Origin of the sequence: Microcoleus sp. AT3-A2 (assembly GCF_036705685.1) — a bacterium.
Taxonomy (GTDB): Bacteria; Cyanobacteriota; Cyanobacteriia; order Cyanobacteriales; family Microcoleaceae; genus Microcoleus.
Genome location: NZ_JAUBVF010000002.1, coordinates 104,957 through 119,111 on the forward strand (window position 1 = coordinate 104,957; position 14,155 = coordinate 119,111).

At 45.3% G+C, this 14,155-nt stretch carries 8 protein-coding genes; all 8 read right to left on the bottom strand.

All coding sequences use genetic code 11. The annotated features are described in order from the left end of the window. Window positions 1-162 precede the first annotated feature (162 nt). Window positions 163-5,544, bottom strand: a complete 5,382-nt coding sequence (locus QUB37_RS02145; RefSeq protein WP_333158654.1) for an AAA family ATPase — start codon at window positions 5,542-5,544, stop codon at window positions 163-165. 504 nt (window positions 5,545-6,048) lie between these two features. Beyond that, the gene (gene cydB, locus QUB37_RS02150; RefSeq protein ID WP_333158656.1) at window positions 6,049-7,062 is read right to left on the bottom strand and encodes a cytochrome d ubiquinol oxidase subunit II; all 1,014 of its coding nucleotides are present in this window, start codon (window positions 7,060-7,062) and stop codon (window positions 6,049-6,051) included. Between the two features lie 8 nt (window positions 7,063-7,070). Then, the gene (locus tag QUB37_RS02155) at window positions 7,071-8,513 is read right to left on the bottom strand and encodes a cytochrome ubiquinol oxidase subunit I (protein WP_333158658.1); all 1,443 of its coding nucleotides are present in this window, start codon (window positions 8,511-8,513) and stop codon (window positions 7,071-7,073) included. Window positions 8,514-8,786: 273 nt separating this feature from the next. Beyond that, window positions 8,787-9,260 carry a hypothetical protein gene (locus tag QUB37_RS02160; protein WP_333158660.1) on the bottom strand — a complete coding sequence of 158 codons (474 nt, stop codon included), beginning with the start codon at window positions 9,258-9,260 and terminating at the stop codon, window positions 8,787-8,789. After that, the gene (locus QUB37_RS02165; RefSeq protein ID WP_333158662.1) at window positions 9,235-10,440 is read right to left on the bottom strand and encodes an urease accessory protein UreH domain-containing protein; all 1,206 of its coding nucleotides are present in this window, start codon (window positions 10,438-10,440) and stop codon (window positions 9,235-9,237) included. Before QUB37_RS02165 ends, QUB37_RS02160 begins: the two co-directional genes overlap by 26 nt. Window positions 10,441-10,791: 351 nt before the next feature. Next, window positions 10,792-11,859, bottom strand: a complete 1,068-nt coding sequence (locus QUB37_RS02170) for an LOG family protein (protein WP_333158664.1) — start codon at window positions 11,857-11,859, stop codon at window positions 10,792-10,794. A 189-nt stretch (window positions 11,860-12,048) separates the two neighbouring features. After that, on the bottom strand, window positions 12,049-12,372 hold the full coding sequence (trxA, locus tag QUB37_RS02175) for a thioredoxin (protein WP_006631199.1): 324 nt from the start codon (window positions 12,370-12,372) through the stop codon (window positions 12,049-12,051). 508 nt (window positions 12,373-12,880) lie between these two features. Next, window positions 12,881-14,044: a GuaB3 family IMP dehydrogenase-related protein gene (locus QUB37_RS02180; protein ID WP_333158666.1), complete on the bottom strand. Its 1,164-nt coding sequence runs from the start codon at window positions 14,042-14,044 to the stop codon at window positions 12,881-12,883. Between the last annotated feature and the right edge of the window lie 111 nt (window positions 14,045-14,155).

Consider the following 14,155-nt stretch of genomic DNA (forward strand, 5'->3'; position numbering starts at 1 on the left):
TGGATTACTCCATCTCAGACATTGACTTCTGTAACTTATTATACACTTCTCTTTGTCAAGTCTAACGGTGAGATAACTGATTTCGCCCCCAGCAGAAAGACTCTACCGCTTCTATTATTTTTTCATTCTCGAATAAAAATATTGCCATCTATCGATATCGTCTTATCCTTTCATCGGTAAGAAAATTGTAAACTCCGTCCCTTCTCTCAATACAGAATTTACCTCGATTGTACCGCCGTGTTTCTCAACCACAATCTGCCGTGCGATCGCCAATCCCAACCCCGTCCCTTTTCCTACTTCTTTGGTAGTAAATAACTCATCAAAAATCCTCTCTCGCACTGCTTCACTTATGCCCACACCGTTATCTTTAATGCGAATCCTCGCTTGTTTTTTGTCACCATAAAATTCGTCGGTTTTAATGGTAATTTCATTGACTATTTCTGCATAATGTCGTCCTTGATTGGATTCATCCAAAGCATCGATCGCATTACCTAACAAATTCATAAATACTTGATTCAACTGTCCGGCATAACACTCAACTTGTGGTAAATTACCGTATTCCCTAATCACTTTGATTTCTGGACGAGTTTCGTTAGCCTTGAGGCGATGTTTCAGGATCATAATAGTGCTATCGATGCCATCGTGGATATTGCAAGCTACGGGATAGTTAGTATCCGCACGGGAGAATGTCCGTAGACTTGTACTAATATCCCGAATCCGCTTCACACCTTCCCGCATCGAACCTACTAATTTCGGTAAATCTTCCCGGATGTATTCCAGATCGATGTTCTCGATTTCTTCTTGAATCTCTGGATCGAGTTGCGGATATTTTTGTTCATACAAATCGAGCAATCCAAACAAATCTTTGATATAATCTAAGGCGGGTTGAATATTACCAACCAGAAAACCAACCGGATTATTAATTTCGTGAGCAACCCCAGCCACTAAGTTTCCCAATGCTGACATCTTTTCGCTTTGAACTATTTTTATTTGTGCCTGTTTGAGTTCGGTAAATGCTTGTTGAGATTCTTGATACAAACGGGCATTTTCTAAGGAAATAGCAGCTTGAGAAGCCAGCAAATTTAGCATTTCAATGCGATCGCTCGTAAATGCCCCAACCGTCAGGTTATTTTCCAGGTATAAAACTCCTATCAACTGCCCTTGATTAAGAATGGGCATACAAAGAACACTGATCGGCTGGTGCTGTTCAATATAGCGATCGCTCGCAACCTGGAAACTTACCCTAGCATCAACTATTACCACAGGTTTCAAACTACGCTTGACAGTGTTAACCAAACTAATTGCTACATCCTGACTAGATTCTAGAGGTATTGATGGTAATAGCTTAGGTTCCTGTCCCTCTGCTACAAGAGCCGCTACCTGTAAATACTGTTTTTGTTTGAGCAATAAGACGCACTTAGTTGCCCCAGCATTCGCGATCGCTATTTTTAGGAGAGTAGTCAGGAGTTTATCGAGTTCAATCTCCCCAGAAATGGCTTGAGAGGCTTGGATCAGAGTAGGCAAATCTAGAAATTCAGAGTTGCTGCTAGAAGAGTGAGTAGAACTAATCGTTCCCCGGGCGATCGTTTCCTTTAATGAACTAAAGGCTTGAGCTTGCTGAAGGATAATACCGAGTAGGCGAGGATAACGTTTTTCCAAATCGTCAATTTTGGCTTTAGCACCCCATCGGGCATAACAATAATACGCTTCAATCATGTAGGCTTGAGCTACTTTTTCTTTGCCCCATTCCAAGTAGAATTTAGCTGCGAGTTCGTTGGCGAGGGCTTCTTCGTTGATGAATAGATTTTCTTGAGCGAGTTGGATAGCGCGATCGTACATTTCCAGTGCATCTGCCTTGTAACCCAAAACCCGCTGCCGTTCTGCTTCAACTAAATACCACTTATGCAGATGATTCATGGGAGCATTTTGCGCCCACTGGTGCAGACTCGTTTGATGGGTTTCCACAGAGGCCAGAATATCAGCTTGCTCGGTTTCTGGCTGTGTGGAAAACACTGCCAGGTACGTCAGGGCTGCATAGAAATGGAAAGCCGGAACATGAACCAATCCCGATAATGCCATCAAATACGGCTTGACTTGGCAAATATGGTTTAAGGCAGCCGGATAATTGCCCCAAAAGTAGGCAAGCAGCAGTTTGTAAATGTAGACAAGAGCGATCGCACTGAATTCACGATCCTGATAGTGCTTAGGAATCATCACCGTTTCATCATAGGCTTCGCCGATTAAGCAATCCGACAGAGTACGAACTTCCCTCAAGTTCTGCAACATCTGCCGCTCCATATGCAAATAAGTCCGAGCCGAATATTGCTTCACCTGAGCCAATGTAGCACTGTAGACTGCAAGTTCCGGTTCCCAACTATCCAGTTCTACCCCACCGTAAAAGTTGAGGTAGCTGTAAGTAGCTATGTTGTAGCCAGCGTTAAGAAAATCGCCAGTTTCCATGCCAGCTATAAAGCCCTCTTTCAGCGTTGGTAGCCCTGCCCTCATAGCATTTTGATGATGCTGAATAAATGCCCCAAACATATTATGAGTAATGCACTTAAATTCTCGTGCATTGACGCGATCGAGCAATGAGATGGCCAATTTACCAAAGCTATAGCCCGTTTTTGCCTCTCCCAAAAAGGCACTTAATACAAGCCCGTGAATCGCATAGCCCACTGTTGATGCGGGTGCATTCCCAAAGGAGAGCGATAAACTTACCATCGTGGAGCTCAGGAGGGGCACTAAGCCTGGAGTTCCTTGGAGAATGGGTGCAAATAACATTGCCAATATGGGCATAGCTGCCTGAGTCTGAGGATCACTCATCACAGGGAGATCGATTAGTTCCTCAATTTTTCTGCCGTTTAGTTGCTTCGCAAGGCTCTGTAGTGCTTTACCAATCAAGGTTTCGTCAGCTTCGGTGGGGAGTTCAACCCCCAATTGCCAGAGTGCATCTCTGGCTACTGCAATGGCTTCTAATGTCTTGCTTTGTGCTGTCTGTGCGACGATTTGAATTTCGTAAATTTTGATTTTGTCTAAGATTGTCTGGGCTGCTTGCAACACTTGTGCTGCAATCTGTTCCATGCCGTCAAAGTCAGCATTCAAATAAGCGGTTTCGGTAGCAGCAACATAGAGGTTCAGGGTCAATTCATACTGGCTTTGCCAGCAGTTGGCTGTTAGTAGATCAATGCCTGTTTGCAGATAAACTCTAGCTGCTGTGTAGGCGGTAGATTTTCTGGCTTTACAACCTGCTTCTAAGTTCAGTTTAGCTAAGGCTTCTCGTTCGCTCGGTTGGGTAATTAACTCAATTCCTCGATTCAAATGTCCGACAATATCAAACAGTTTTTCTTCTTGCTCTATTTTTGAAGATTTTTGCTGAAGTAATTGTCCAATTTTGAGATGCGTTGCTTTTTTCTGTGAATCGGGAATGAGTGAATATGCGGCTTGCTGGACGCGATCGTGTAAAAATCGATAAGTTGGATTAGCTGAAGCCTTGAAAACTTCATCATTATCCGATTCCGTAAAGAACTTATAGATTTTGGTCATGGGAATCACCAAACCTTCCTGTAATGCTTTCCATAAAGCCGTAGCCATCATTCCAGCAGATTTCTCACTGACAATTACTAACGTATTCAAATCAAACTGTGATCCTATACAAGCAGCTAAGGTGAGAACATACTGAGTTCCTTTGGGCAGCTTCTGCAATTGCAACGCCATGAATTCAACGACATCATCAGTGATAGCTAAGGCTTTCACTTGGGCAATATCACACTGCCAATGCCGAATCTCCCAGTTAAAGCTAATTAGCTGCTCGTCATGTAATGTCTTGAGAAACTGAGTTGCAAAGAAAGGATTACCCTGAGTTTTTAGATAGACTAATGTTGTCAAAGGTTGGGCAAGTGATGATTCGCAATTCAGCGTATCCGCCACCAACAAATTCATATCCAGTTCGCTTAACGGTTCCAAAGTAATTGTATTCACTGTTGCCCCCGTTTTAACTATCTCATCCACTCTTAAGATAAATGGATGCACGGGCCAAACTTCATTATCTCGATATGCCCCCAATACTAATAAATATCCTGTATCGAGCATCAATAATTGTAGCAAATTCAGGGATGCTGAATCCGCCCATTGCAAGTCATCCAAAAACATCACTAAAGGATGTTCTTTGCTCGTGAAAACTTGCACAAATTTCTGCATGAGCAGATTAAAGCGATTTTGGGCGGCACTTCCTGACAATTCTGTTGCAGGAAGTTGAGCGCCAATTATGCCTTCTAACTCAGGAATCACGTCAATCAAGACTTGTCCGCTGTCTCCCAATGCTGCTAAAATCTTGGTTTTCCATGTTTGCAGTTGGGTATCCGATTCTGATAGCAGTTGACCCATTAAATCGCGGAAGGCTTGCACAAATGCACTAAAGGGAATGTTGCGTTGAAATTGATCGTATTTGCCTTTGATAAAATAACCGCGCTGACGGACAATGGGTTTATGAACTTCATTGACAACGGCGGTTTTCCCAATGCCAGAAAAGCCTGCCACTAGCATCATTTCGGTGCTACCTGTGCTGACTCGCTCAAAGGCTGCTAATAGTTGATCGACTTCTTTTTCTCTACCGTAGAGCTTTTCTGGGATAGTAAAGCGATCGCTAATATCTCGCTTTCCGAGTTCAAAATGTTCTATTGTGGCGGTTTTTTGTAATTGAACTAAACAAATCTCTAAATCGTACTTTAGTCCTAATGCACTTTGATAGCGCTTTTCGGCATTCTTCCCCATCAGCTTACTGACAATTTTTGATAAAATTAGGGGAATTTGTGGATTTATTTGATGAATGGGTATCGACTGTTTGGCGAGATGACAATGCACCAATTTCATCGGATCATCCGAGATAAATGGCAACTGTCCTGTCAACAATTCATAAAAAGTCACACCCAGAGAATAAAAGTCACTACGATAGTCAATGCCTCGATTCATCCGTCCAGTTTGTTCGGGAGAGAGATAGGCTAAGGTTCCTTCTAAAATATTGGGATTCTGGATTTCTTGAGTTTCTCGTGGTAGGAGGGATGCAATACTAAAGTCAATTAGTTGAATTTTTTTGGTGTCGGGATTAATAAGAATATTAGCGGGTTTAATATCTTTGTGAATAACTCGGTTTTGGTATAGATAGTGAATAATGTCTGTTAGTTGTATGGCGAGTTGGAGAAATTCTGCTAAAGGTAAAGCTTTAGATGGTTGGGTTTCATTTGTTGCTGTTTTGAGATAAGTACATAGGGAGACTCCGCCAAAGTCCTCCATTATTAGGACATAGCTATTCTGGTAGACTTCCAGCGTCAGGGCTTTGACGATGTGAGGGAAGTCGAGATTTTTGGCAATAGTATATTGGTTGCGAAACTGGACGAGCTCGTTGAAGGTGGGGTATTTGTTTCGCAGCAGTTTGACTACGACTGGGTATTGGTCACGGGTACGGATGCCTCGATAGACTAGGGTACGTGTACCTACATAAAGTTTCTCTGTAATCTCATAACCTGACAAATTTGCGATCGCATCCATAACTGGTTGACCCTTTATTATACAACTGTTAAATTAAAACCTTCTATTCCATTGTATTTTATTATTTGACAAAGATAGCGATCGCAAACTCTGCACCCTCGCTAGGTACAGAATTAACTGTAATGTTTTCCCTATGTTTATCAACTATTATTTGACAATCAAGCAATTTGGTGACAAGCCCCCGGACTCATCCGTTTACCTGTGAAAAAAGCTCCGCATCCTGATCAAAATCCCTCGGACTCATCAGTGGAAGCCATCTCAAATATCAAATCTCAGATTGCAAATTTCAAATCCCATGAGGTGCGATCTCGCTAATTCTCAACCAGTTCCTTTCCCTATTCTGCACTATTGGCGCTATGGTATGTATAGTATAGTTTCGTAAGTTGTGATGGTATCATAAAACAATTATTTGTAATTTTTAACCGCAAATATACGCAGATAAACCAGCATATAAACTTGATACTATCTGCGTATATTTGCCTGGATCTGCGGTTGTATTATGTTTTATTCCCCGTAGTGGCCGCCGACAACCTTACCCCGAAACACAACATAATTGTAGATGTTGTAAAAAATCATAATCGGGAGCAGAATGCCCATAAACACAATCATAAATACCAGGGCGCTGGGCGAAGCTGCGGCTTGGTAAATCGTGATTTGTGAGGGAATAATGTAGGGAAAAACAATCAATCCCAAGCCGATGAAAGTAAGCAAAAAAATCAGAATCGTCCAGACAAACGGCGTGCGTTCTTCTTTGTTTGCGAGACTTTTCAGCAGTAGCCCCACCAACAGCACTCCCAACAAAGGAATCGTGGCAAACACATAAACTAGCGGTTTATCGAACAACCTGGATCTAGCACTTTCGTAAAAAATCGGACTGGCGATCGTAATTAAAACTGCTCCGATTAAAGTCGTCACCGCCGCAATTTTAGCCGTGCGATAGTGATTTGTTTGCAGTTCCCCCTCTGTTTTCATAATTAGATAGGTTGAACCGATCAAAACATAGCCTTGAATCAGCGTCAAAGCAACCAAGATCGATCGCCAATCCAGCCAATCCCAAGTTGTACCCACAAAGTGACCGGCTTCATCAACCGCAATGCCCTCAAGCACCGCACCGAGGGCAAATCCTTGAGCTAAAGCTGCTAAAAAACTGCCAGCACCAAAGGCATAATTCCAGAATAATTTGCGATTAGAATGCTCGCGAAATTCAAAGGCTACAGCGCGAAATATCAAACCAAAAAGCATCATGCAAATTGGTATATATAGCGCTGTCAAAATCGTGCCGTAAGCGAGGGGAAATGCGCCAAATAAAGCGCCTCCCATCAACACCAGCCACGTTTCGTTCGCGTCCCAAACGTTGCCCAAACTCGTCATTAAAATGCCCCTGCGTTCCTCGTCGGAAGCAGTCAGAGACAGAATGCCTACTCCCAAGTCAAAACCGTCTAGCATGACATATAGCAGGAGAAACAAAGCCAAAACTACAAACCAAACTTGTGGGAGAAAATGCTCCAAAGCTTGCATAAAATCTCCTATTGTTGTGCTTCTACGGGACGTTGATCGGGAATGTGTTCTGCAGGTTGACTTTCGATTGCAGGTTCATTGTCTAAACCTGGCACAGGCAGACTTAAATTAGGGCCTTGGCGGATAATTCGGCTGCCAAAATACAAGGCACAAACAAACAAAAAGCTGTAAACAACGGCAAAGAAACTGAGAGAAGTTAAAACATTGCTGGCGGGGATGTTTGACACCGCGTCAGCAGTGCGAATTTGCCCATATAAAGCCCAAGGTTGTCTGCCGACACAGCGGACAATCCAACCCGATTCTACAGCAATATATCCCAGGGGAGCAGCTAATACCCAAGCGCGCATTAGCCAAGGTTGACTGCTAATATTTTCAGCAGAAAGTTTGCCTCGCATCCACTGAATTATACTGAACAGCATCAGTCCTAAAAAGAAGAATCCAATGCCGGACATGATGCGGAAACAATAGTAGATTAAACCCACCATTCGCGGTCTATCTTCTGGCTTCCATTCCTTCAATCCGAGTACGGGTTCGGAGAGTTTTTGTTTGAATTCCAAAACGTATCCTAAGCCATTGGGTACGCTAATTTCCCAGTCATTTTTTTGGGCTTTTTCATTAGGCAAAGCTAGCAAAGTCCAATCGGCTGACTCTCCCGCTGGTGAAGTTTCCCACTTAGCTTCGATTGCTGCTAATTTAGTGGGTTGGTAGTGATAAACTTGTTCGGCGCTCAAATGTCCGATGTATATCTGCAAGGGTGCAACGGCGATTGCGGTTGCTATGGCAATTTTTAAAGACTTGGAAAAAAAGGCTTGGTTGCGCTTATTGAGAATGTACCAAGCGCTAATTCCGCCAATGACAAACAGCGAAGTTTCTAACGTCGCAAAAAACATATGGAGAATGCTGTTTAATGCGAACGGGTTCATAATTGCTTGAAAGTAATCGCTGACAATAAACTTGCCATTGACCATTTCTCCACCCGCAGGAGTTTGCAGCCAAGAGTTAGCGACTAAAATCCAGACTGTGGATAGGTTAGCGCCGAAGGCTACCATGATTGTAGCGAAATAATGGACGATCGGGTGAACGCGCTCCCAACCAAACAGCATAATGCCTAAAAAGCCGGCTTCTAGCATAAATGCCATTGAAGCTTCAAATCCCAAAATGCTGCCAAAAAAGTCACCAACAGCTTCAGAAAATGGTGCCCAGTTTGTGCCAAACTGAAATTCCATCGGAATTCCTGAAGCTACTCCAATACCGAAGTTGAGGACGTAGAGTTTAGACCAAAAACGAGCGTGATGGTAGTAGTCGGGATTGCGAGTTTTCAGCCACATTCCTTCAACAATTACCAGATAAATTCCCATTCCCGTAGTCAGAACTGGCCACAGCATATGGAATATGGCGGTTAGCGCAAATTGCATCCGTGATAGCGCCACGGTGTTAGATAAGATATCCATCGTTATGTCCTTTAGTCAGTTCAAGAGAGGTTAGCTTGCACGAGTTCTAGAATTGACACTGGTTATAATGTAATGTAAAAATTTGTGACATTTTGTAGAGTGGGCAACTTTTAAGGTTTTATACAGATTTCGGTTGTATTTTTTTGTATGTTAAAATAGGTAGATTATGATTTGCCGTCGGGTGGGGGCGGGTTTATCAGATTGTGGGTTTGAGGCATTTATTGTTGGTGAACCCGCCCTACAAGATTTATGTTCGGTGAGGGAAAGATTATCTTAGCGAACCGTGACTGTATAAGTCAGTTTAAAGGGTTTAAAATTAGCTTTATTTTTGGCTGTCCCGCTCAATTCTAGTTCATAAATTCCAGCCTTGGGAAACACGATATCAGCTCCCGGAATCCCTTGATATTTCTCGGCAGATATGGCGGTTAAAGGCGGCTGCATCAGCGGCTTATCCCCCTCTTTATGATTTTTAGGATAAACAGCCAATTTGCAATTACACTGCTCTAGCGGGATAATTTGACCGCCCCTGCGAGTTAGGGCAAACCACACTCTCGCAGGCTGTCCGGCGCGGGGGTTGTGGTTGGGTTCCAGGTGAAAGGTAGCGGCTACATCTCCCGATACTTCGACTTCGTGCGCCAAAACTGAAATCGAGTTTAACTGCGACGCACTGGGAATTGTTGCTTCAATTAGCACTCCCAAAAATACTAACAATCCTAAACTTTTACTTTTGTTTGACAGGGGAAACATAGAAATTTTCTAGTGATAAAAGTGACCAAAAAAAGCGCGATCGCACAAACATAACTAACACCGTCACCACCGCTAACACGGCTGTCAGCAGTTGATGGTGCAACTTCCATTCAAAGCCACCGAGATAGTGAGAACCGATGAGTGCCGCGTGTACAGCGCACAGCAGGAAAGCTGGAACGCTTAACAGGTGAAGCATTCGCCACAGCTTGCCTAAATAATTTTGAATACGATCGCAACTTGTAACCGCCGCCGGCAACATCAACATTAGCGCTGTCATCCCAGCCGCCATTCCCAACTGATGCTGCGGCAACATAAAAGATAGCGCGTCAAAATTCCATTGCAGCGTATGATCCAGCATATGAAACGTGTGGGCGACCGCGAGGACAAACGCGCCCACACCCAAAGCGCGGCGATAGCGCAACAGTTGCGGCAAAAACTTGCTAACCGGACGCGCCAACAGTGCTAGCATCAAGCACAGCAGCGCTGCGTGGCCAGTAAAATCAACCATTTCATCGGTTCGCAGCAAGGTAAGAATCCCGATCGCCACCGTCACCCACCCACCCATCCGAAACAGTTGACTGCGCTTGTCCGCGCTCAATCTGCCAGCAAAAAAACCCACTCCCAGCATAGTTGGCAGTGTGCCGAGTCCAAAAGCCAGCATCGTTGCCGCACCCAAAACCGGGTTTCCCGTTTCCGCCGCCTTAATCTGCGCCGCGTAGAGGAAACCGCAGGGAATCAAACCCCAAAGCAAACCCAAAGCAACCGGCACCCACCAGTTTTTTTGCGCCGAAAGCTTGCTCATTGCTTGTCCGACTCGATCGTGCGACATGGGGTGCAGCAGCGGCAATCGCGGCAGCAAACCCGGTTTAATTTGCACTACTCCGAACCAAATCAGCATCGTGCCCGTCAGAAGTGCGATCGCGCGCCGCAATTCGCTACCCGTACCTGCCAAAAGTCCGCCAGCAATTAACACCGAACCCAGTCCGCCAATTCCAGCACCAACCAAAGCGTAAGCAGCAATTCTCCCCAAATTTAGCAGCAAATGAAAGCGGAAAGCAGCTAATTTATCGTTGCCGGAATTAGAAAGAGAAAACGCCATTGTCAGCGGGCCGCACATCCCCGCGCAGTGACCGAAACTGCCGAGAAATCCCAAAATTGCAATTAGCAGCAGGTCTAGCATCTGGAGTCAGTAGTCAGCAGTCATTAGTTATTAGTTTTTTTACTGCTGATTGATAATTTATTAGTGTTGATTATCATAAATGCAGCCTATCAATTTTGTCAAAAGATTGTCGGTCTAATTTATCTCCCTCAGAGGGGCGGGTTTATTTATCCCCTGAGTAAGTTAGAAATATTTCTCGTGAAACCCACCCCTACAGACTAATGACTAATGACTAATGACTAATGACTAATCACTAATCACTAATGACTAATGACTAATCACTAATGACTAATGACTAATCACTAATGACTAATCACTAATGACTAATCACTAATCACTAATCACTAATGACTAATCACTAATCACTAACAATTATTTTTGTTCGGGATGGGCTGCGGCGGGTGATGCTGCACCCATTTGATTTATAGCAGCAATTAGCTGGTAAAGCCGCCCCAAATCCCGCTGGTTGAAATGCAAAGTCAGGCGCGGCATATCGAAAGTTGCATCTCCTATTTCCGGTTCCAAAGCTTGACTTTTATCAATTTTTCCGGTGACAACAATATCGCTAAAATCAGCATTTAGCCGATCGACATTCTCCTCAGAAAGCTCTGTTTTCAAGCGAATTACCAATTTTTCGCGCACGTAGCGGCAGGAGTGATAAACCAGATAAAAACTACCGATCGCCTCGCAAGCGACATTTACATCGTCAGTAATCGTATACAGGCTGCGATCGTCGGCTGAAATCAAACCCCGGCCCCGCAATTGTTTTTGCACAAAATAATTCCAATCAAGCCAATAATCTCCTCCCGGTCGATCGATCAATACCAAAGGAGCCGGCCCGAACTTGCCAGTTTGAGTCAAAGTCAGACACTCAAAAGCCTCGTCGAGAGTGCCAAAACCGCCCGGAAACAGAGCTAAAGCATCGCTCTCCCGGAGAAAAAATAATTTGCGAGTGAAAAAATATTTAAAATTGAGCAATTTGCGATCGCCCTCAATGAAAGGATTAGAACTTTGCTCGAAAGGTAACTGAATGTTCAGCCCAAAAGAACGTTCAGCAGTCGCCCCCTCGTTCCCCGCCTGCATAATTCCCCCGCCGCCACCAGTAATCACCATAAACCCCTGCTGGGCGATCGCCCGCGCAAAGTCTCTGGCCATCAAATATTCTGTCGATTGCGGTGACACCCTCGCCGAACCAAAAATCACAATTTTGCGAACGTGGCGGTAAGGATAAAACAGCTCAAAAGCGCTCTCCATATCTCGGAGCGACGCAGCCAGAATTTTCCAGTCTAGGCGATCGAGCTCCTCTCCGGCCATTTGCACTATAGTAGAGAGCGATCGTCCGATCCACTCAGAGTGCTTCAACATTGGCAAGCGATCAAGCAAATCCATCACTTCAGCTTGGAGGGGCTCAAAACCTTGACCAGACCCAGAACGAATCATGAATTTTTCCGAAACGATAACAAATTGTCGCTAATAAAAATTAAGGGGCAAGCCAAAGTTAGAAGCCAATAGCCACCAGCAAATTGCCCTGCTGGCCACTAATAACTTTTCCCGTAGCTTTGCCCCGGTTCTGAAGCGAGTTAGCTGTCGCGGCCCAAAAAGAACAGCGCGAAACCGCTCGTAGTTCAGTTAAATGTACTTTTCCAGAGTGTTGGCCAGAGTAGTTTTCGGAACTGCCCCAACCACCATATCCACACGTTGACCGCCCTTAAATATCATCAGCGTCGGAATGCTGCGGATACCGTATTGGCTGGCCACGTTAGGATTCTCGTCGGTATTAACTTTTACTACCTTGACCTGCCCTTCATATTGCTGGGCAATTTCGTCTACGACGGGCGCCACCATCCGACAGGGCCCGCACCAGGGAGCCCAAAAATCCACTAGAACTGGAACTTCGCTATCGAGCACTTCCTGCTTAAAGGTAGAGTCGGTTACTTGCGCGGCTGCTGACATCCCTAGCCATCCTTGTAAATACTATTTCTCGGATAACAAGTTTAGCAAAAAGTGTAACCACTTGCGTCAACGATTTTAAGAGAAGGCTTATGAACGAAGAAGGAAGACGGTAGAAGGAAGAGGGAAAACGGTAGAAGGAAGAAGGCACAAGGTTTCTGAAGGAACAAGGCACTTATGTTTCCGAAGGCACTTGTGTTTCCCAAGGCAGAATCCACTTATGTAGAAGAAAAATTCTCCCACTCCCAGACTCTCCCACTCTCCCACTCTGGGTCTCTCCGGAGCTAAAAGCCTCAGTTCTGTATCTAGTAAGCAAGAGCCAAGATTTCCGGCAAAAAAGGAACCGCCCGAACAGTAGTCCGGGCGGAGTGTGGTGTGAGGAGTGAACGGAAACATTCGTCTCCGCTTCTTCTATTGTGACATCTCCTTCTCGATAATTCCACAATATTCTGTAAATTTCGAGACTGTGGAACAAATTTTGTCAAGGTATGCTGGTATTTGATCGGTAAATCTACTTACCCATGCCCAACTGCTGAGCTTTTTGATAGACTTTACCCTCAGTCAGCAGAGAAGGAGCAATTACCACCTCCACTTGCTGCATCTCCTTAAGATCCTTAGCGCCCAGGGTGCCCATGCTAGTTTTCAGAGCTCCGAGCAAGTTGTGCGTACCGTCATCTAGGAGGGCCGGCCCGCGCAAAATTTGCTCCACAGTACCCGTAGTCCCCACGCGAATGCGAGTGCCGCGCGGCAAAACTGGGCTGGGAGTCGCCATCCCCCAGTGGAAGCCGCGGCCGGGAGCTTCGGCGGCCCTGGCAAAGGGCGAACCAATCATCACTGCATCGGCACCGCAGGCAATGCACTTGCAGATATCGCCACCGGTAATTAAACCGCCGTCAGCAATCACCGACACGTATTTGCCAGTTTCGCGATAGTAGTCGTCCCGCGCGGCGGCGCAGTCTGCTACCGCTGTGGCTTGGGGAACGCCGACACCCAATACGCCCCTAGATGTGCAAGCAGCCCCCGGCCCAATGCCCACGAGAATGCCTGCAGCGCCAGTTTTCATTAAATTCAGGGCAACTTCGTAGGTGACGCAGTTACCCAAAATTACTGGGATCGGCATCTCTTGACAGAATTGAGTTAAGTCTAGAGGCGTGATCGCTTCAGGGGAAAGGAAAGCTGTCGAGACTACTGTTGCTTGCACAAAAAATATATCGGCTCCAGATTCAGCAACCGCCCGGCCGTATTTGCTCGCCCCGGCTGGTGTACCGCTGACGGCGGCAATCCCTCCTCCTGCTTTAATTTCTTTAATTCTCAGGTCGATTAATTCTGGCTTGATGGGTTCGGCATAGAGTTGCTGCATCAGGGAAACAAATTCGTGGTTCCCGACACTCGCGATTCGCTCTAATATTGGCTGCGGGTCGGCATAGCGGGTTTGAATTCCTTCTAGGTTGAGCACGCCCATTGCTCCTAATTCCGACAGCAAAATGGCCATGCGGACATCGACTACTCCATCCATGGCGCTGGCGATAATCGGGATTTCTCGATCGATCCCGCCAATCTGCCACTTGGTATCTGCCAAACTCGGATCGAGGGTGCGCTGTCCCGGTACAAGCGCGATTTCATCTATGCCGTAAGCTCTGCGAGCGCTTTTGCCCCGCCCAATTTCAATATTCACGCTGTTTCACTTCCACAATGTATTTAAATTAGACTAACAAAAAGTTAGCCCGCCCGAGTTTAGCTATCGCACGGCTGTCTTTAAAAAAAGCTCGGCACTGATTCTGATTGT